The following is a 21217-nucleotide window of genomic DNA, read 5'->3' on the forward strand; positions in this document are numbered from 1 at the left end:
TAAAGCCATCATGCGTTGATAGCTACTGAAAACTTGTCAATATTGAGCCTTACCCTGGAAACAATAATTCTTTTGGACGTCTAGATTTCCATCTAACCTGTGGTAGGATGTTATTCAGCTGTAAAAATGAGATAAGGAAGTAGTGCGGTGGGAAAGGGCAAGGAATTATTACAAGCGCAGTTGGCGCAGCAAATCCTGATCATTGACGGCGGGATGGGCACAATGATCCAGGGGTACAAACTGGATGAAGCAGATTATCGTGGTGAACGGTTTGCTGACTGGCATTCTGACCTCAAGGGCAATAATGATTTATTGGTGCTCACTCAGCCTCAGCTGATCCGGGATATTCACAGTGCTTACTTGGAAGCGGGCGCCGATATTCTGGAAACTAATACCTTTAACGCCACGACGATTGCCATGGCCGATTACGACATGGAATCGCTCAGTGCCGAGATCAACCGTGAAGCAGCCCGGCTGGCACGCCAGGTGGCCGATGAATGGACAGCAAAAACACCGGACAAGCCGCGCTTTGTTGCCGGGGTGCTCGGCCCGACCAACCGCACTTGCTCAATTTCACCGGATGTGAACGATCCGGGTTACCGGAACGTTACTTTTGATCAGTTGGTTGAAGCCTATGCCGAGTCGACGCATGCCCTGATTGAAGGCGGCGCCGATATCATCCTGATTGAAACCATTTTTGATACCCTGAATGCCAAGGCGTGTGCTTTTGCCGTCGACCAGGTGTTTGACGAACTGGGGATCACCCTGCCGGTGATGATCTCCGGGACCATCACCGATGCTTCCGGACGGACCCTCTCCGGCCAGACGACCGAGGCTTTCTATAATTCCCTGCGCCATGTCCGGCCAATCTCGTTCGGCCTGAACTGTGCCCTCGGTCCGGATGAGTTTCGCCAGTATGTGGAAGAGCTGTCACGTATTTCTGAGTGCGCGGTTTCTGCCCACCCCAATGCCGGCTTGCCGAATGCTTTCGGAGAATATGATTTATCACCAGAGGATATGGCTGAGCATATTGCAGAATGGGCCGAGTCTGGTTTTCTGAACTTGGTCGGCGGCTGTTGCGGAACTACGCCGGAGCATATTCGCCAGATGGCCGAAGTGACAGCAGCAGTGAAACCGCGTCCGTTGCCGGAGCTGCCGGTGGCCTGCCGGTTGTCGGGGCTGGAGCCGCTGAGCATCGAGAAAGACACGCTGTTTGTCAACGTGGGTGAGCGGACTAACGTCACCGGCTCAGCCCGGTTTAAGCGACTGATTAAAGAGGAGCTGTATGACGAAGCCCTGGAAGTGGCCCGTCAGCAGGTGGAAAACGGTGCCCAGATCATCGATATCAATATGGATGAAGGGATGCTTGATGCCGAAGCCTGCATGGTGCGCTTCCTGAATTTGTGTGCCTCTGAGCCGGAAATTTCCAAAGTACCGATCATGGTCGACTCCTCAAAGTGGGAAGTGATTGAAGCCGGCCTGAAATGCATCCAGGGCAAGGGGATCGTCAACTCGATCTCGCTTAAGGAAGGCAAAGACAAGTTTATTGAGCAGGCTAAGCTGATCCGCCGCTACGGCGCAGCGGTGATTGTGATGGCCTTCGATGAAGTTGGCCAGGCGGATACTCGCGAGCGCAAGCTGGAGATCTGTACCAACGCTTATCAGATCCTGGTTGATGAAGTCGGCTTCCCGCCGGAAGACATTATTTTTGACCCGAATATCTTCGCCGTCGCGACCGGGATTGATGAACACAACAACTATGCGGTTGACTTTATCGAAGCGGTGGGAGACATCAAGCGGGATCTGCCTCATGCGATGATCTCCGGTGGGGTGTCGAATGTGTCCTTCTCCTTCCGCGGTAATAACTATGTCCGTGAAGCGATCCACGCCGTGTTCCTTTACCACTGTTTTAAGCGCGGCATGGATATGGGGATCGTCAATGCCGGTCAGCTGGAAATTTATGACAATGTGCCGGAGAAACTGCGTGAAGCGGTGGAAGATGTGGTCCTGAACCGCCGGGATGATGCGACCGAGCGCTTGCTGGATATGGCTGCGGAATATGCCAATAAAGGCGTTGGTAAAGAGGAAGATGCTTCAGCACTGGAGTGGCGTACCTGGCCGGTGGCGAAAAGGTTGGAGCATGCGCTGGTCAAAGGGATCACCGAGTTCATTATTGAGGATACCGAAGAAGCGCGCGCTAATGCCAGCAAGCCGCTGGAAGTGATTGAAGGGCCGCTGATGGACGGGATGAACGTGGTCGGCGATCTGTTCGGCGAAGGGAAAATGTTCCTGCCCCAGGTCGTGAAATCCGCCCGGGTGATGAAACAGGCGGTGGCATACCTCGAACCGTACATCAATGCCGAAAAGCAGGTCGGAAGTTCAAACGGTAAGATCCTGCTGGCAACGGTCAAAGGAGATGTTCACGATATCGGCAAGAACATTGTCGGGGTGGTTCTGCAATGTAATAACTACGAGATCATCGATCTCGGGGTGATGGTGCCGTGCGAGCAGATCCTCAAGGTTGCCAAGGAAGAAAACGTCGATATTATCGGGCTGTCTGGCCTGATCACCCCGTCGCTGGATGAAATGGTCCATGTGGCCAAGGAAATGGAACGTCAGGGCTTTGACCTGCCACTATTGATTGGCGGTGCCACCACCTCGAAAGCGCACACGGCGGTGAAAATTGAGCAGAATTACCACCAGCCGGTGGTGTATGTGAATAATGCCTCGCGGGCGGTGGGGGTGTGTACCTCGCTGCTCTCTGATGAGCTGCGTCCGGCCTTTGTCGAAAAACTTGATGCTGATTATGTGCGGGTGCGGGAGCAGCACAGCCGCAAAAAGCCGCGTACCAAACCTGTCACTTTAGCGCGGGCAAGAGCCAACAAAGTGGTGATTGACTGGGCGAACTATACGCCGCCAGTTCCGGCGAAACCGGGTACTCATGTGTTTGATGATTTTGAGGTAGCCACCCTGCGTCAATACATCGACTGGACGCCGTTCTTTATGACCTGGTCGCTGATGGGCAAATATCCGGCGATATTGGAGCACGAAGAAGTGGGCGAGGAAGCGCGCCGCTTGTTTGCTGATGCCAATGACTGGCTGGATCGGATTGAGCAGCAAGGGCTGATGAAAGCGCGCGGTATGTGTGCCCTGTTCCCGGCCAACAGCATCGGGGACGATATAGAAGTCTATACCGATGAGTCCCGCACTCAGGTTGCCCAGGTGCTCCACAACCTGCGTCAGCAGACGGAGAAGCCGAAGGGATACAACTACTGCCTATCGGACTACATTGCGCCGAAAGACAGTGGCAAGCCGGACTGGATTGGCGCCTTTGCCGTCACCGGCGGGATTGGTGAGCGGGAGCTGGCCGATGCGTTTAAAGCCAAAGGGGACGATTACAACGCGATCATGGTGCAGGCGGTCGCCGACCGGCTGGCAGAGGCCTTTGCCGAATACCTGCATGAGCGGGTGCGCAAGGAGATCTGGGGCTATTCGCCGGAGGAAGATTTGTCGAATGATGATCTGATCCGGGAGAAATACCAGGGGATCCGCCCGGCACCGGGGTATCCGGCCTGTCCGGAACACACCGAGAAAGGCACCCTGTGGGAGCTGCTGAAGGTGGAAGAAACGATCGGGATGTCGCTGACAACCAGCTACGCCATGTGGCCGGGCGCCTCGGTGTCGGGTTGGTACTTCTCCCACCCGGACGCCCGCTACTTTGCAGTCGCCCAGATCCAGGAAGATCAGCGTGACAGCTATGCCGAACGGAAAGGCTGGGATCTGATTGAAGCGGAGAAATGGCTGGGGCCGAACCTGTCGGCTTAATCCCATCTTTGAAAGGACCACTATAAACAAGGGCGCCTCAGGGGCGCCCTTGTTGTTTCTGTCATTTATTGCGAGGCTCAGGCTTCCAGGATCTGGCGGTGCAGCGACTGGACCACCGACTTGGCATCCTGCTCCTGAACCAGAAAGCAGAGGTTATGTGGGCTGGCGCCGTAGCAGATCATGCGCAGGTTGTAGTCATCCAGCGAGCCGAAGATTTCCTTGGCGGAACCCTTGGTTTGGCTCATCCGGTTGCCGATCAGCGCCACCAGACACAGGCCCTGTTCGACCTCGACCCGGCACAGCTGGCTGAGTGCTTCAACAGCCGCTTCAGGCAGTTGCGGCGCGCCACCGCCGGTATTGGTTTGATCCAGGGTCAGGGACACGCTGACTTCGGAGGTGGTGATCAGATCAACCGAGATCTTGTGCTCGGCCAGGATCCGGAATACTTCTGCCAGAAAGCCGTAGGCATGGAACATGTTCAGGCTGGTGAGGGTGACCATGGTCTGGTTACAGCGCAGGGCCAGGGCGCGGAACAGCGGCGCGTCGCTGACCCGGTCGCGGATCCAGGTTCCGCCTTGCTCCGGCGCCCGGGAAGAGCCGATAAATACCGGGATCTGCTGGCGGATCGCCGGAACCAGGGTGGACGGATGGAGGATTTTGGCACCGAAGTTAGCCATCTCGGAGGCTTCGCTGAAACTGATCTCCCGGATCGGTTGTGCGGCTGCTGTGATCCGCGGATCTGTGGTGTACATGCCCGGGACATCGGTCCAGATCTCCAGGGTGGAGGCCCGGATTGCTTCGGCCACCAGCGCTGCGCTGTAGTCGCTGCCGCCACGGCCCAGGGTGGTGGTGTTCCCGTGCTGATCGGCGCCGATAAAGCCCTGGCTGACCACCACTTGCTGAGTCAGCAGCGGCTCAAGATGTTTTGTTGCCAGCGCGCGTATGCTGTCCGGTTGCGGGATGGCTTTGCCGAACTGGCTGTCGGTACGCATGATATCGCGGATATCGATGCGCACCGCGTTTACCCCCAGCTCACAGAGGATCTGGGTAAACAGGTAGGTCGAGAGGAGTTCGCCATTGGCAACCAGTTGATCGGTTAGCTGAGCGCCGGGCTGGGTAGCCGCCTGCGCTGCCAGGGTTGCAACGCTGTCCAGCAGGGCATTGATCGCCGGCGTGATCGGGTCCGGTGCATCCAACTCATTGAGCACGGCGTAGTGGATATCGTTCAGCTGGGTGAGCAACTGCTGGCGGCGGGCTGGATCCGGCACTCCGCCGGCCAGCTCGACCAGTAAGTTCGTCACTCCTGAACATGCGCTGATCAGCACCACCCGGGCCGCCGGGTTATGTTTGATGATCATCGCACTGCGGTGCATGGCGGTAAAGTCAGCGACGCTGGTGCCGCCAAATTTGGCGACGGTGAGGGCGGCAGCGTTATCTACAGGGTTCAAAGCAAGTCTCCCAATATCAGTAATAGTGATGAACGTAGGGATTGACTCGGGAGGTTCATTCCCGACATCCAATAGTCAGGAGAGCAAATCGGTGAGACGGATAGATCGCGCTACAACCAGAAGCTCCCCACCTTTCGCAATGAAAGGTGACAGCCAGAAGGATTCAGCCTTGCTGGCCGACACTGCCGATCCCCTGTCCGGCAGTATCTCGGCGTTACTCCCCCTTGCCAGGATGCCTTGGGGTGGGGCCCCGCATCCTGGTTACCTGGGTAACGCTCCTCTTCTGTTTTTTCCTAATGACAGTTTGATCATCAGGGTGAACAAAAAACGTTCTTCATTGAAGCGGATTTAACGGTGGCTTGTCAATGGCCGAATGAAAAATTATGCGGGGAAAATGCAATTGCTGTCGCCGAAAGGTGGCAGGGTTGCGTCCGGGAGCAATTCCCTGAATACTGGGCTATTCCCTGACGCTGCCCGTTTCCGGTGGACGGTTTTTGACAACCGTGAGAGGTTGCGGGTACTGCTCAGAGAGTCATGAACGCTTACCCAGGAGATATAATAATGACAATTGGTAGTTTTTACCCACCACAACGTACCCTGATGGGCCCGGGCCCGTCGGATATCTACCCGCAGGTATTGCAGGCGCTGAGCCGCCCAACCGTCGGTCACTTGGATCCCTTGTTCATCGGCATGATGGATGAGCTGAAACAGCTGCTGCAGTATGCCTTCCAGACCCAGAACCCGTTTACCATTGCCGTCTCCGCGCCGGGGAGTGCCGGGATGGAAGCCTGTTTTGTCAACCTGGTCGAGCCGGGCGAGAAAGTGATCGTCTGCCGTAATGGCGTGTTTGGCGATCGGATGCGGGAAAATGTTGAGCGTTGCGGTGGTGAAGCCGTCATGGTCGAGAATGCCTGGGGTGAGCCGGTCGACCCGCAGCTGGTGGCTCAGGCTCTGGAAGCCAACCCGGATGCCAAAATCGTGGCTTTTGTACACGCCGAAACCTCGACCGGGGCCTTGAGCGATGCAGAGGCGATTGCCAAGCTGGCCCGCCAGCATGATTGCCTGACGATCGTTGATGCGGTGACCTCGCTTGGCGGAGTGCCGCTGCTGGTGGATGAGTGGCAACTGGATGCTGTGTATTCGGGCAGCCAGAAGTGCCTGTCTTGTGTGCCGGGTCTTTCCCCGTTGACTTTTTCTGAGCGTGCGGTCGCGAAAATTCAGCAGCGTCAAAGCAAGGTCCAAAGTTGGTTCCTCGATCAGAGCCTGGTGCTGGGGTACTGGAGCGGAGAAGGCAAGCGCAGCTATCACCATACCGCGCCGGTCAACAGCCTGTATGCCCTACATGAGGCGCTGGTACTGCTGAAAAATGAAGGGCTGGAAAGTGCCTGGCAGCGCCACCGGGATGCGCACCGTGAGCTGCGTGACGGGCTGGAGAAGCTCGGGATTGAATTTGTGGTCGATGAAGCCTACCGCTTGCCGCAGCTCAATGCGGTGTATATCCCAGAAGGTGTCGATGATACACAGGTGCGCCAGACCTTGCTGGAGCGTTATAACCTGGAAATCGGCGCCGGGCTGGGTGCCCTGGCCGGCAAAGCGTGGCGGATCGGCCTGATGGGCTATGCGGCGCGCAGTGAAAATGTGGCGTTGTGCCTGAAAGCCCTGGAATCGACACTCAAGTAAGTTAATCCTAAGGCGGCGCATTATCGCAGTATCAAAAAACGGCTACCTCGGTAGCCGTTTTTTGTTGGCAACTTTTTACGGCATCGGCCCGGCTTATTGTACGATTTCCTCAAGTCACCCATGCATCAACACTCGCTCAGGCACACATTAAGGTCGGGCTGGCGTGGCCGTCAGACTCTGGCTGACCGACTGCCAGTTGGCCTCGAAAATAGGCTCGAGGGTGGTCTGGCTGAAATCATGGGCTGGAAACAGGTATGCGGCTTCCTGGCGGATGTGCTCTGCCTGGACAGGATTGTCCAGCAGCTGGTAAGCAGCGATCAGATTCTGGTAAAGCGCTGGCCGTAGCCATTTCCGGGCCTTGGTATTGGCCCAGTCGATATAGTGCTGGATCTGGACCGGGTTGTTGGTTGCCGCGCCCAGATGCAGCTGGGTAACCGCTACATCCCATTCAAAGCGGTTTTCCCAGGCCCACGGGTTGTTGACGCGCTGCAGGTAGCTGATCTCCAGCGGGCGCGAGGTCTCGAACTGGGTCAGCCAGTAACCCGAATAGAGCGTGGTGATCATATAAGTACTGATTAGCAGCGGCAGTAACAGCGTGCTCAGCCGAAGTGCCAGGACATACTGGAGTTTCCGCTTATAGTACTTGGCGGTGAGGTTGTCGACCCAGTAGATCAGGATGATAAAAATCACCCAATGGACGAGCGAGTGATAGAAGGGGTACTCGAGCTGGGTGTGCAGGGTGAGGGGGAAGAATAGCCCGACCAGGGCCAGTCGGGTGCCCGGCGGTGCTTTGCGCACTTTCAGGAATACGGCAGCTGCCGCGAGCAGCAGGCCGAACAATGGCAGGGTGCCGCCTTCGACGGCCCAGAACAAGAGTTCATTATGCGGGTGATCCAGCGCCGCCAAGCCGTGCGGTTGGGTCGGGTCGGTATGATGCCAGCGGGCGGTTTCGGTGAGGTAGGCCGATTCAAAATTGCCGTAACCATAGCCGAGCAGCGGGGCTTTCTGATACATCTCCCAAGCCTGTGGCAGATGGATACTGCGCGCGCTCTGCAGGCTGACGCGATCCTCGGCCGGAGCCCAATGAGCGGTGGTACTTAAGTACCAGGACAGGCTCAGGCCGAGGGCAACCATCAACAGCCACATCCGTGACTGTGCTTTGGCGGCAAAACGGCACAGATAGGGCAGGATTAGCACAGTGCCGATGAATGCGCCTAGCCATCCGGTCCGCGAGCTGACGAATACCAGGATTGGGATGGTAACCACCGGGGTGAGCAGCAATCCGGCTTGGCGGAGGGACCATTGGCCCCGGTACATCGGCAGGCGGGCGAGCAGGTAAGCCGACAGGACCAAGCCGGTCGCGAGGAAGCTGGCCATCACATTCGGTTGCTGGAAAATGCCGTATGGGCGGTTGGCGACGGTGTCGTAGCCGATGGGGTTGTCAGCCTCCAGGCCGAAGAACTGATACCAGCCCAGCAGAGCCTGGAGCCAGACGGCAGTGAGGATCAGCCACAGTAGGTGCTGGCGTTGCTGGAGGCTGAACGAAAATTGCTGCAGGGCAACAAAGAAAAGAAATCCGGCCCACAGCCCCAGTAACCGGCCTGCTGCGGCACTGCCTTCGGCATTCGGATAGAGCACGGGCAGGGTGAGTAACACGCAGCAGGCAAACAGCAGCAGGGTTAACCGCGAATAGCGCCAGATCTTCTGTCGGCAGATCTCAAACAGGCCGAAGGCAATCGCGAAACTGAGCGGGATCCAGCTGGCCACGTTGAAAGAGAGCGCCAGCCCGGACCCTCCCGGGTTGTGCTGGAAGTAGTGCATGGCAAAAAGGAACAACACGCTGAGCGTGGTCATAAAGGGCTTGATCACCGGCTTACTGATGGTTGCTTGGGCCAGCCGGGTGCCTTGTACATGTAACAATGTCATGGTTGTTTTCCGCCTGTTGCGCTGCTCGCCTGATGTGGCGCCGGCTGAGCGCACTCGGCCGGCGCTGGGATTACCTGGTCTGGGCCAGCTCAGCCTTATTGACGGCTGGTAACAGTGGCTTGAGGAAGCGCGCGGTATGGGAGCCGTCGACCAGAGCCACCTGCTCCGGGGTCCCGGTGGCAATGATCTCACCGCCGCCGCTGCCGCCTTCCGGCCCGAGATCGATGATCCAGTCTGCGGTTTTGATCACATCCAGGTTGTGCTCAATTACTACGATAGTGTTGCCGTGATCCCGCAACCGGTGCAAGACGGTCAAGAGCTGCTGGATATCGTGGAAGTGCAGACCTGTGGTCGGCTCATCCAGAATATACAGGGTCTTGCCGGTATCGCGCTTGGACAACTCACGCGCCAGTTTGACCCGCTGGGCCTCGCCGCCGGACAGGGTGGTCGCGGCCTGGCCCAGTCGGATATAAGATAAGCCAACATCCATTAGGGTTTGCAGTTTTCTCGCAATTGCGGGAACTGCATCAAAAAATTCCCGGGCATCTTCGACTGTCAGTGCCAGCACTTCATCAATGCTCTTGCCTTTATAACGGATCTCCAGGGTTTCGCGGTTATAGCGCTTCCCTTTACAGGCATCACAGGGCACGTAGACATCCGGCAGGAAGTGCATCTCGACCTTGAGTACCCCGTCACCCTGGCAGGCTTCACAGCGCCCGCCCTTGACGTTGAAACTGAAGCGGCCCGGCTTGTAGCCACGGGAGCGGGACTCCTGGGTGCCGGCAAACAGCTCGCGGATCGGGGTAAAGATGCCGGTATAAGTGGCCGGGTTGGAGCGCGGTGTGCGGCCAATCGGGCTCTGGTCGATATCGATCACCTTGTCACAGTGCTCCAGATTACGGATCTCGCGATAAGGGGCGGCATCACCGGCCGTCGCGCCGTTGAGCTGGTGGTGGGCGATCTTGAAGAAGGTATCGTTGATCAGGGTCGATTTCCCGGAGCCGGACACCCCGGTGACACAGGTCAGCAAGCCGACCGGAATGTCGACATCGACGCTTTTCAGGTTATTGCCGGTTGCCCCGAGTAGTTTGATGGTCCGTTCGGGATCCATGGCGTTCCGTTGCTCCGGCACCGCGATCATTTTCTTGCCGCTGAGGTACTGGCCGGTCAGCGAGGTTTCTGTGGCCAGGATATCTTCCAGGGTGCCTTCGGCAATCACGTTGCCGCCGTGGACTCCGGCCCCCGGGCCGATATCGATCACATGATCGGCGGTGCGGATGGCATCTTCATCATGCTCAACCACGATCACCGTGTTGCCGAGATCCCGCAGATGAGTCAGGGTATTGAGCAGGCGTTCGTTATCGCGCTGGTGGAGGCCGATTGACGGCTCATCGAGCACATACATCACCCCGACCAGGCCGGCCCCAATCTGGCTGGCCAGACGGATCCGCTGGGCTTCGCCGCCGGACAGGGTCTCGGCGCTGCGCGACAGGTTGAGGTAGTTGAGGCCTACATTGACCAGAAAATGCAAGCGATCGGAGATCTCTTTCAGGACTTTCTCCGCAATCTTGGCCCGCTGGCCGACCAGCGACAGGCTGCTGAAGAAGGTCAGCGCCTCGTTGATACTCATTTCGCTGATCTGCGGCAAGGTGGTATCGGCAACATAGACGTGACGGGCTTCCAGGCGCAGGCGCGAGCCGTGACAGCTGCTGCAGGGCTTGGTTGAAATAAACTTCATCAGCTCTTCGCGCACCGAGTTGGACTCAGTTTCGCGGTAACGGCGCTCCATGTTGTTGAGGATCCCCTCAAACGGGTGGCGACGGACCGTGATATCGCCGCGGTCATTGATATATTTGAATTCGATTTCCTGCTTTCCGGAGCCTTTGAGGATCACCTGCTGGGTTTTCTTCGGCAGGCTGTTGAACGGCGCTTCGACGTCAAAATCATAGTGCTCAGCCATCGATTTGAGCATCTGGAAATAGTAGAAGTTGCGCTTGTCCCAGCCGCGAATCGCACCGCCGGCCAGGCTCAAGGTGTCATTCTGGACCACCCGCTCTGGATCGAAATACTGTTGTACGCCAAGGCCATCACAGGTGCCGCAGGCACCGGCCGGGTTGTTGAAGGAGAACAGGCGCGGTTCGAGTTCCTGCATGCTGTAGCCACAATGGGGGCAGGCGAAGTTGGCAGAGAAGATAATCTCTTCGTGCTCGCCGTCGGTCATCGGGCTGACGACCACAGTGCCGCCGGACAGTTCCAGCGCAGTTTCGAATGATTCAGCCAGGCGTTGCTGCAGATCGTCACGGACCTTGAATCGATCGACAACGACTTCAATCGTGTGTTTCTTGTGCAGTTCCAGCGTTGGTGGATCAGACAGATCACAGACTTCGCCGTCGATCCGGGCGCGGATATAGCCTTGGGCAGCCAGGTTTGCCAGGGTCTTGACGTGCTCCCCCTTGCGCTCTTTGACAATCGGTGCCAGCAACATCATTTTGCTGCCTTCGGGCAGGGTCAGGACCTGATCCACCATCTGGCTGATGGTCTGCGCCGCCAGGGCAACGTTGTGGGTCGGACAGCGCGGCTCGCCGACCCGGGCATAGAGCAGCCGCAGGTAATCATAGACTTCGGTGATGGTGCCGACGGTCGAGCGCGGATTATGGGAAGTTGACTTCTGTTCAATGGAGATGGCCGGAGACAAGCCTTCAATGTGGTCGACATCCGGTTTTTCCATCAATGACAGAAACTGCCGGGCATAGGCCGAGAGCGATTCGACATAGCGACGCTGGCCTTCGGCGTAGAGCGTATCGAAAGCCAGGGAGGATTTCCCCGAGCCGGACAGGCCGGTGATCACAATCAGTTTGTCACGCGGCAGAGTGAGGCTGATGTTTTTGAGGTTATGGGTCCGGGCACCCCTGACTTCGATTTGATCCATAGTATGTGAGCTTATGACTGACCAATAGGGGCCTCATTATCACACAAGGTGAAAAAGCTTGAAAGTGTAAACTGTATAAAGATACAGTGTTTGGGGTGATTGTTGAGCGCTTTTGTCTGTCACTGAAGCCGGACCACAATCGTGGGAAATTTGCCGGTGGGAGATTTCGGAATGGGGATGGTGTTGGCGGTGGAGAAAAATTGCGTTGAATGACACAGTCCCACCCTGTTCCGCAGCCGGGCAGCATGGTAGACTGCGCGATTAAGTATAAACTTTGAGTAGCAACCGCTGTATCTGATATACAGCCCAGCGATCAGATCTGGAGTGAATTATGGCCAGTCGTGGCGTCAATAAAGTTATCCTGGTGGGTAACCTAGGAAATGATCCGGAAATCCGTTACATGCCAAGTGGTGGTGCAGTAGCAAATATTACCGTTGCTACTTCTGAGTCATGGCGTGATAAGAATACCGGTGAACAACGTGAAAAAACCGAATGGCACCGGGTGGCGCTGTTTGGCAAAGTTGCAGAAGTAGCCGGTGAGTACCTGCGTAAAGGCTCACAAGTCTACATCGAAGGTCAACTGCAAACCCGTAAATGGCAAGATCAAAATGGTCAGGACCGTTACACGACTGAAGTCGTGGTTCAGGGGTTCAACGGCACGATGCAGATGCTGGGTGGCCGTCAGGGCGGCGGTCAGGGCATGGGTGCCCCGATGGGTGGTCAGCAGCAAGGTGGCTGGGGTCAGCCGCAGCAGCCGGCAGCCGCACCGCAGCAGAATTTTGCGCCGCAGCAATCTGCACCTCAGCAACAAACGCCGCAACAGCCGCAGCAGCAGTATAATGAGCCGCCGATGGATTTCGACGACGACATTCCGTTCTAAGGCCGACAGGTCTGAGCAACGGTTGATGAAAAAAGCAGCGCCTGGCGCTGCTTTTTTATTGGTTGTGCGCCGAGCATGGCGTTGTTCTAGGAGGTGAAAGTCCTCTACGGGCTCAGTCGAGCGAGAACCGTTAGCCTATGCAAGGGTGCCCACCGTGAGGTGGGATCTGAAGGAAGCAAACGGCAAAACTTGGGTGTGACGAACAGAAACCTGATAGTAGGCCAGTACAACTTGGGTAACCTAGCAATATATAGAACAGCCCAATGCCTCGACGGGAAGTGTGTACGGGTAAATCAGGCACAGCCAAGGGAAAGAACAACGTCTTACCTCGGGAGATCTTACGACCTGTCTCGGATGAGACTAATACAACAGTGATGTTGTGTGACGGGTAATAAGAAGTCAGCAGAAGGCATAGTACCTTGGGGAAGTACAACCCAAGGGAAGGCCGGAACTGAATATATCAAGAAGCAGTCACTAGACACTCAATCATGTGGGGTCATAGCAAGATGAACAACATCTCTACGTACTACTGGGCAACACCGCAAGTGACGCTCATGGCCACGAAGAATGACAAGCATGATCGGCGTAGACAGGAGGACGAGTCTTGGTGACCTCAACTCAGTTGATGGAGCGGATCTGCTCCTCAACAAATCTGAACCAAGCCCTGAGAAGAGTGAAGAAGAACAAGGGATGTGCTGGGGTTGATAAACTCGACATAACAGCGACTATCTCGATGCTTCGGCAGTCTTCTAATGGGCAAGCGCTCCGCCAGAGCCTTCTGGACGGGAGCTACCAACCGCAACCCGTTCTGGGTGTAGAAATTCCCAAACCTAGCGGGGGAGTGAGGCAGCTAGGTATCCCAACTGTACTTGATAGGGTAGTCCAACAGGCCATTACCTCAGTACTGACAGATATCTACGAACCTCAGTTTTCAAGCAACAGTTATGGGTTCAGGCCTAACCGCAGTGCCCACCATGCATTGGTGGCAGCAAGCCACTACATCAGGGAGGGGCGGGGTTATGTAGTCGACATAGACCTGGCGAAATACTTCGATACTGTGAACCACGATAGACTGATGCACAGGCTATCGGAGGACATCACAGATAAACGGGTCCTGAAACTGGTCAGGTCATACCTACAGGCAGGCATAATGCGAAACGGGTTAGTTGAGCAGAGGCAACGAGGGACGCCACAGGGTGGACCATTATCTCCGCTGCTATCAAATATCGTATTAGATGAGTTGGATAAAGAGCTTGAGCGAAGAGGGCATAAGTTCTGCCGATATGCAGACGACTGCCAAATCTACGTGCACAGTGAGGAAGCCGCCAATCGAGTAAAAGCCTCAATCACGGAGTTCTTGGAGCAGAAACTGAAACTCAGGGTTAACCGTGAGAAAAGTGCGGCAACGAGAGTGACAGAGCGGACTTACCTAGGCCATCGCTTTCAACGAGATGGAAGCATCCATATCTCGAAGACAGCACAAACTCAGATGAAGAAGCGAGTGCGTCAAATAACGAAGCGGAATCGAGGGCGAGAGTTGAAGACAGTCCTAGTCGAACTCACTCAATACCTAAGAGGTTGGCAACACTATTTCAAGCTTGCCATACGGAAAAGCGCGATGCAGCGCTTGGATGAATGGATAAGGCGGCGCTTACGGTGCTATCGCCTCAAGCAGCGCAAGCGCAGATACAGCATAGCGACATGGTTACGCCAAGAGGGTGTAAGCGAACGCAATGCGTGGAAGCTGGCGATGTCAGATAAAGGGTGGTGGCACTTGGCTTTATCGCCCCAGCTCAATCAGGCCATGCCAATGAAATGGTTCAAGGAGATGGGTCTGTACTCGTTGCGAGATGGGTACGAGTCACTGAAAATATATTCGGAACCGCCGTATGCGACCCACGCTTGTACGGTGGTGTGAGAGGACGGAGGCCGTGAGGCCTCCTCCTACTCGATTGGTTTTATCGGCCGCTTGAAATGGGAGGGGGCGTTTACTCGGCGTTGGCTTTTTGCTTGATAAAGTCGATAAACAACTTGGTTTTGACATGGTTGTATTCGAGCTTGGGGTAATAGGCAAATGCCGCGCTGATTGGTTGTTTCAGGGCCGGCAGTACCGGGACCAGCAGGCCTTTGCACAACTCGCGCTGGACCATTTTCTCCCCGGTCAGGATGATCCCCATACCGGCGACGGCGGCAGAGACCAGGGCTTCGGGGTTCTGGGTGGTGAAGTTGCCGCGCAGGCGCAGGCGGACGTTGTTTTCAAACACATGCTCCTGCTCATGGCCATGAGTACCGAACAGCAGGCAGTTATGTTGTGACAGTTGCTCCGGGCTGCTGATGTGCGGTTTGCTGTCCAGATAACCCGGCGCGGCGTAAAAGCCGGGCTGGAAGGTGAACAGCCGGGTCGCGATATAGCTTGCCGAGTTGAAGTCGGTCAGCTCACGGCTGATAAAGACATCCAGGTTATGATCCGGTAACTGGCCGGGTGTGACGGTATGCAGTTCGACCTGGATGTTGGGATAGGTCTCGATAAATTCGGCCAGGTAGTGTACCAGCAGGCGGCTGCCAGTGGCCAGCGGGGCACCGATCCGCAACACGCCGCTGACTTCGCCATAGGTCGAGGTGGTCTCGGCCAGCATTTGCTGCCAATCTTCCAGCAGGCGGGCACTGCGCTGGTAGAACAGTTTGCCGGCATCGGTGACGGCCAGACTGCGGGTGGTCCGTTTGAGCAGTTGCACGCCCAGTTGTTGCTCCAGCCAGGTCAGCCGTTTGGACAGCGCGGAGCTGGAGGTATTGAGTTTGGTTGCGGCCTGGGCCAGGGAGCCATGGTCGACAACGGTGACAAAACTGTTGGTGCAGGTGATCCAATCCATTTATTTATCCGCGGGCAGTAACGGTAACCAGTGGACCCATCATATCAAAATGTCGGTCTCTGCTCATTTTACGGCGACGGCAGGCCGTTGAGCGGGCATCGCAGCAGCTGTTGGGATCAGCTTCAAAAGGTCAAGATTAACAAATTGTTAAACTGTCGACTCACACACTGACCTGGCGGGGCCAGGAGTGTTACTTTGCAACTTGCTTCGGTGAACGGGTCGCCGGGGCCGCTATCAATAATAACGAGTTCAATTGGATCCTTATGAGAAAAGCCTCAGGGATGAAGCTGACCAACCGCCTGGTGGCGTTTGTGACGCTCATTGTGATTTGTGCCATTTTTGTCATTTTTATTGGCGGTGCCGTCAGCTTTCGTAAGCTGGGGCAGGATTATCTGACTCATTACCTGGACGGGATGGTTGAGGTGATCGATCAGGAACTGGCTGATCCGCAGGGGGCCAAGTCCCTGTCGCGCTGGCTGCCCAAGCTGCTCAAAGCCAGTAATGTGGTCGAGCTGGAGATTGGCAGTCCGTCCGGGGTGATGTATGCCTATCAAGGACTGCAGCCGATCAATGACCCGGCTGTCCTGCATCAGGGCAGTTATACCCTGAGCCACAACCCCGGCTTTACGGTTAAGCTGAAGTCGATCCCGCCGTATACCGAATTTACCTACTCTATCGGGGCGATGTCTTCGATTACTCTGGCGGTGGTGATCATTATCCTCGGTCTGATGTGGGGGATGAACTGGTTGCGTCAGCAACTCTACGGCTCAGAATTGCTCGAGCATCGTGGGCGGATGATTCTGGCCGGCAAAGTGGACGATCATGCGGTGGGCGATGAGCAGGAGTGGCCGGCGACAGCCAGCCTGGCGTTGGATCAGATGATTGCTGAGCTCAAAGATGCCCGCCAGGAGCGCAGCCGCTTTGACACCTTTATCCGTACCCACACTTTTCTCGATCAGCTCACCGGTGCTGCCAACCGGGTCTTGTTTGACAGCCGGCTGCAATCATTGGTGCAGGAGCCGGAAACCCATGGCGCAGTGCTGATGATCCGGATTTCGGACTGGGACGAGTTGCTGGCCGAACGGGGCAAAGCCGTGGCGGATGAGCTGATTCAGGATGTCGGGATGATCCTCTCCAACCTGATCCAGCGTTATCCTGATACCGTCCTGTCGCGCTATTTTGATGCCGAGTTTGCCATCTTGTTGCCGCAGCAGCCAGCCAAAGAGGTGAAGCAGTTTACCCATCAGTTGCTCAAAGCGCTGGATCGGCTGGCCCCCCCGTCGCCGCTGCAACCGGATAACTGGTGCCACATCGGGGTGACCTACTGTGCCAGCGGCGATCGCCGGGGGCGGATCATGGATGCTGCAGAGATGGCGCTGCGCAGCGCGCAACTGCAGGGTTCTAATAGCTGGGATACTTATCAGAAAGCACCGCAGCTTGAAGAGGGCCGGGGTAGTGTCCGCTGGCGGAGCCTGCTGGATCAGGCGTTTGGCAACAGCGCTGTAGTACTCTATCAGCAACCGGCGCTGACGTTGGATCAGCAGGTGATCCACCGTGAGCTGTTGGCCCGAATTCCTGATGAGCAAGGTAAGCTGATCAAAGCGTCTCATTTCTTAAGTGCCGTTACTCAGGTCGGCTATCACACCAAAATGGACAAGGCTGTGGTGGCGCAGGCGCTTGCGATGCTCAAAAATGGGCCGGTCGGAGATGCCCTCTCCGTGAATGTCAGTGTTGAAGCGCTGTTAGAGAAGGCGTTTGTACGCTGGTTGCGTGATGAGTTGCTGCAGACCCCAAGAACCGTGCTGAACCGGCTGTCATTTGAAATTGCGGAGAGCAGTCTGGTGAAGCATCTCGATGCCATTCGCCCGGTGACCCGGATGCTGGTGGGACTGGGTTGTAAGCTGGTGGTTGATCAGGCTGGTCGCACGATTGTCAGTACCCATTACATCAAAGATGTGAAGGCCGATTACATCAAACTGCACCGGGGGTTGCTGCGGGATATTCATCAACGACAGGAGAACCAGCTGTTTGTCCGTAGTATGCTGGGCGCCTGTGCCAACTCGGCGGCAAAAGTGATTGCGGTTGGGGTTGAAAATGAGCAGGAATGGCGGGTATTGCAACAACTTGGGGTTCAGGGCGGCCAAGGGCGTTATTTCACCAGCGAGCTGCCGTGTGGTGCGAAAGAGAGCTGAGCCCTGTCTATTAAAGGGCTGAAAAAAGTTGCAGGCGTGGCAGTAGGTTGTATCTGCGAGCTTGGCTATTTGCCGGTTTGGTTACCGTTTGGCGCGAAATGCCTCCCGGAACTGTCGAATCGCAGCCTTGGTTGCTGTATAACTGGCGGGACAAAGGCGGTGAAAATCCCTCGGCGTTGGTGACCTTCGGCGCCTATCGCGGCAACGATCGGGTTATCTATCGCGGGGAAAAAGGTATCAATATCCTGCTCAACGAAAGAAAATGCGGATCTGTGGCAGGTTTGACAAAGCTTGCCTTGTCTCGATCCGTGCCCCCTGTTACATTTAGCGCAATTTAACGATTTTGTAAGCTTGCAGGAATTAGCCGAAGACTATGTTTAAAAAACTTCGTGGCATGTTTTCTAATGACCTGTCTATTGACTTGGGTACAGCCAATACCCTGATTTATGTCAAAGGCCAGGGCATCGTACTTGATGAACCATCCGTTGTCGCCATTCGCCAGGATCGTGCGGGCGCTACCAAAAGTGTTGCCGCCGTTGGCCATGATGCCAAGCAAATGCTGGGTCGAACACCGGGGAATATTGCCGCGATCCGTCCGATGAAGGACGGAGTGATCGCTGATTTCTACGTCACTGAAAAAATGCTGCAGCACTTTATTAAGCAAGTGCATGACAACAGTATCCTGCGCCCGAGCCCGCGTGTGCTGGTGGCCGTGCCATGCGGCTCAACCCAGGTTGAGCGTCGTGCGATCCGTGAATCGGCCCAGGGGGCCGGTGCCCGCGAAGTGTACCTGATTGATGAGCCGATGGCCGCTGCCATTGGTGCCGGCATGCCGGTGTCGGAAGCAACCGGCTCGATGGTGATCGATATCGGTGGCGGGACTACGGAAGTGGCCGTGATCTCCCTGAACGGCGTGGTGTACTCTTCTTCTGTTCGCATTGGTGGTGACCGCTTTGACGAGGCCATCATTAACTATGTGCGCCGCAACTACGGTAGCCTGATCGGTGAAGCGACAGCAGAGCGGATCAAGCATGAAATCGGCTCGGCCTATCCGGGTGACGAAGTACGCGAAATCGAAGTCCGCGGTCGCAACCTGGCTGAAGGTGTGCCGCGGAGCTTTACCCTCAATTCCAACGAAATCCTGGAAGCGCTGCAAGAGCCGCTGACCGGGATTGTCTCTGCCGTGATGGTCGCTCTGGAGCAGTGTCCGCCGGAGCTGGCGTCTGATATTTCCGAGCGTGGTATGGTGCTGACCGGTGGTGGTGCCCTGCTGCGCGATCTGGATCGCCTGCTGACCGAAGAAACCGGGATCCCGGTGGTCGTGGCTGAAGATCCCCTGACCTGTGTGGCCCGTGGTGGCGGCAAGGCGCTGGAAATGATCGACATGCATGGTGGTGATCTCTTCAGCGAAGAATAATGCCATTTCTGGCAATCAATCAAACAGGTTATAGCGTTAGATGAAACCTATATTTGGCAGAGGTCCATCCCTGCAATTACGCCTGTTTCTTGCCATCTTACTGTCAGTCAGCCTGATGCTGGCTGACAGTCGCCTGGATGCCTTCGCCAATGTCCGTTATCTGCTGAATTCTGCCATTGCTCCGCTGCAATACGCGGCAAACCTGCCTCGTGAGTTGCTGGAAGGCATGTCGGGACAACTCAGCTCTCATCAGCGACTATTGGCTGAAAACAAAGCACTGAAGCGCGATTTACTGGTCAAGCAGAGTGATATTCTGTTGCTGGACCAGCTACAGCAGGAAAATCAGCGTTTGCGGGATCTGTTGGGTTCACCATTCGTCCGTGATGAGAAAAAGCTGATTGCGGAAGTGATGGCGGTGGATTCCGATCCGTACAGCCATCAGGTGATGATAGACAAGGGGCGGGTTGACGGCGTTTACGAAGGTCAGCCGGTGATCAACGAAAAGGGGGTGGTCGGTCAGGTCTCGTACGTTGGTGCCCATAACAGCCGGGTGCTGCTGTTGATCGACGCCACGCATGCGTTGCCGGTCCAGGTGGTGCGCAATGATATCCGGGTGATTGCTTCGGGTAGCGGTCATATCGATCAGGTCCAGCTTGAACATGTGCCGAGCAGTACCGATATTGAAGTCGGCGATCTGCTGGTCACTTCGGGGTTGGGCGGGCGTTACCCGGAAGGCTATCCGGTCGGGTACGTGACCGAGTTTTCGTTTGATAACAAGCGGCCGTTTGCCCAAATTAAGGCCAAACCGACAGTGCAGTTTGACCGCTTGCGTTATTTGTTGCTGGTGTGGCCGACACCACGGGAAACCCTCATTGTAGGAGATCAATAGTGGCAATGAGTCAATCCAATGGCCGCTTGCTGATCTGGCTGTCGTTTATTGTCGCCCTGATCTTACAGGCCGCCCCCTGGCCGGGGGAATTTGAACTGTTTCGCCCATCCTGGGTGTTGCTGGTTGCCTTTTACTGGGTGCTGGCCCTGCCGCATCGGGTGAACGTGGGCACCGCGTTGTTCCTGGGGCTATTATGGGATTTGATGCTGGGCTCGACCCTCGGGGTTCGCGGCCTGATGATGGCGCTGCTCTGCTATATCGTGGCATTGAATTTCCAGTTGATCCGAAATCTGTCGCTGTGGCAGCAGGCCATTCTGGTGGCTTGCCTGACGCTCGTTGGCAAGCTGATTGAATTCTGGGCGGAATATCTGGTTTCCGTCGTTGCGTTTGAGCCGGAGCGCCTGTGGGCGGTGGCCTTAAACTGTCTGCTGTGGCCCTGGCTGTTTTTACTGCTGCGGCGAATGCGTCGCAAGTTCTCAATTCGTTAAATTATTTTTTCAAACAAGTTCCGTTCGGTGTTAGGTTTTAGAACATGATATCGAACGGATCTTTTTGATAATTCAGTAAATGGTATCATCATGTCTGCATTACAACTGTATCTGGCATCGGGCTCCCCACGTCGCAAGGAGCTTCTGGCACAACTGGGTTACCGCTTCGAGCGGGTGGTTGTCGATGTGGAAGAGTGCCACCGTCCGGGAGAAACACCCTCCCAATATGTTCAGCGCCTGGCTCAGGACAAAGCGCAGGCCGGCGTGCAGGCCACCGATGGCAGTCTCCCGGTGCTGGGGTCGGATACGATCGTAGTGGTTGATGATGAAATCCTTGAAAAGCCGAAAGACTTTGCTGATGCCCAGCGGATGCTGCGACTGCTTTCCGGTCGCGAACACCAGGTGATGACTGCGGTCACCCTGGCGACGGCAACGCGTCAGGAAACCCGTCTGGTGATCACCAACGTGTGGTTCAAGCCGTTGTCCGAACAAGAAATCGAAGCCTACTGGGAAAGCGGTGAGCCTCAGGATAAAGCTGGTAGTTACGGGATCCAGGGGATCGGGGGCAAATTTATTGAGCGTATCGATGGCAGTTATTACGCTGTGGTGGGGTTACCCTTAATGGAGACCGACATCATGGTTCAGGACTTTTTAAGTTTACCAATTTAGAGGC

The 21217-nt window shown here is 56.0% G+C and carries 13 protein-coding genes, 1 pseudogene and 1 riboswitch; of the genes and pseudogenes, 10 read left to right on the plus strand and 4 right to left on the minus strand.

What is annotated here, in order from left to right; all coding sequences use genetic code 11:
* Window positions 1–147 precede the first annotated feature (147 nt).
* Window positions 148–3825, plus strand: coding sequence for a methionine synthase (gene metH / locus NNL38_RS01485; protein WP_255389271.1), 3678 nt, complete (start codon window positions 148–150; stop codon window positions 3823–3825).
* Window positions 3826–3902: 77 nt separating this feature from the next.
* Here metH and lysC read toward each other — a convergent pair whose 3' ends face one another.
* Complete coding sequence (gene lysC / locus NNL38_RS01490) at window positions 3903–5273, minus strand: lysine-sensitive aspartokinase 3 (RefSeq protein WP_439651364.1); 1371 nt, start codon at window positions 5271–5273, stop codon at window positions 3903–3905.
* Between the two features lie 112 nt (window positions 5274–5385).
* Window positions 5386–5564: riboswitch (Lysine riboswitch) on the minus strand.
* Between the two features lie 270 nt (window positions 5565–5834).
* Between lysC and NNL38_RS01495 the strand changes: the two genes are divergently transcribed.
* Complete coding sequence (locus tag NNL38_RS01495) at window positions 5835–6953, plus strand: pyridoxal-phosphate-dependent aminotransferase family protein (RefSeq protein ID WP_255389272.1); 1119 nt, start codon at window positions 5835–5837, stop codon at window positions 6951–6953.
* Between the two features lie 147 nt (window positions 6954–7100).
* On the opposite strand, the gene NNL38_RS01500 is transcribed toward NNL38_RS01495, so the two are convergent.
* Window positions 7101–8879 (minus strand): PglL family O-oligosaccharyltransferase, encoded by a 1779-nt coding sequence (locus NNL38_RS01500; RefSeq protein WP_255389273.1) that lies wholly within the window; start codon window positions 8877–8879, stop codon window positions 7101–7103.
* Window positions 8880–8949: 70 nt separating this feature from the next.
* Window positions 8950–11808, minus strand: a complete 2859-nt coding sequence (uvrA, locus tag NNL38_RS01505; protein ID WP_255389274.1) for an excinuclease ABC subunit UvrA — start codon at window positions 11806–11808, stop codon at window positions 8950–8952.
* A 331-nt stretch (window positions 11809–12139) separates the two neighbouring features.
* On the opposite strand from uvrA, the gene NNL38_RS01510 reads away from it, so the two are divergent.
* Window positions 12140–12688, plus strand: a complete 549-nt coding sequence (locus tag NNL38_RS01510; RefSeq protein ID WP_255389275.1) for a single-stranded DNA-binding protein — start codon at window positions 12140–12142, stop codon at window positions 12686–12688.
* Between the two features lie 625 nt (window positions 12689–13313).
* The gene (ltrA, locus tag NNL38_RS01515) at window positions 13314–14606 is read left to right on the plus strand and encodes a group II intron reverse transcriptase/maturase (protein ID WP_369414611.1); all 1293 of its coding nucleotides are present in this window, start codon (window positions 13314–13316) and stop codon (window positions 14604–14606) included.
* Window positions 14607–14676: 70 nt separating this feature from the next.
* Here ltrA and NNL38_RS01520 read toward each other — a convergent pair whose 3' ends face one another.
* Window positions 14677–15558, minus strand: coding sequence for a LysR family transcriptional regulator (locus NNL38_RS01520; RefSeq protein WP_255389276.1), 882 nt, complete (start codon window positions 15556–15558; stop codon window positions 14677–14679).
* A 263-nt stretch (window positions 15559–15821) separates the two neighbouring features.
* Between NNL38_RS01520 and csrD the strand changes: the two genes are divergently transcribed.
* The 6 genes and pseudogenes from csrD (at window position 15822) to NNL38_RS01550 (ending at window position 21213) form a co-directional block, all read left to right on the plus strand.
* Window positions 15822–17750 (plus strand): RNase E specificity factor CsrD, encoded by a 1929-nt coding sequence (gene csrD / locus NNL38_RS01525; protein ID WP_255389277.1) that lies wholly within the window; start codon window positions 15822–15824, stop codon window positions 17748–17750.
* Window positions 17751–17857: 107 nt separating this feature from the next.
* Window positions 17858–17989: pseudogene (locus NNL38_RS01530) on the plus strand (hypothetical protein); the annotation flags it as partial.
* Between the two features lie 134 nt (window positions 17990–18123).
* Window positions 18124–19167: a rod shape-determining protein MreB gene (gene mreB / locus NNL38_RS01535; RefSeq protein ID WP_005303629.1), complete on the plus strand. Its 1044-nt coding sequence runs from the start codon at window positions 18124–18126 to the stop codon at window positions 19165–19167.
* 40 nt (window positions 19168–19207) lie between these two features.
* The gene (gene mreC / locus NNL38_RS01540) at window positions 19208–20056 is read left to right on the plus strand and encodes a rod shape-determining protein MreC (protein WP_255389279.1); all 849 of its coding nucleotides are present in this window, start codon (window positions 19208–19210) and stop codon (window positions 20054–20056) included.
* 5 nt (window positions 20057–20061) lie between these two features.
* On the plus strand, window positions 20062–20544 hold the full coding sequence (gene mreD, locus NNL38_RS01545; protein WP_255390533.1) for a rod shape-determining protein MreD: 483 nt from the start codon (window positions 20062–20064) through the stop codon (window positions 20542–20544).
* A 90-nt stretch (window positions 20545–20634) separates the two neighbouring features.
* Window positions 20635–21213: a Maf family protein gene (locus NNL38_RS01550; RefSeq protein WP_255389280.1), complete on the plus strand. Its 579-nt coding sequence runs from the start codon at window positions 20635–20637 to the stop codon at window positions 21211–21213.
* Window positions 21214–21217: the final 4 nt, after the last annotated feature.

Origin of the sequence: Photobacterium atrarenae, assembly GCF_024380015.1 — a bacterium.
Lineage (GTDB): Bacteria > Pseudomonadota > Gammaproteobacteria > Enterobacterales > Vibrionaceae > Photobacterium > Photobacterium atrarenae.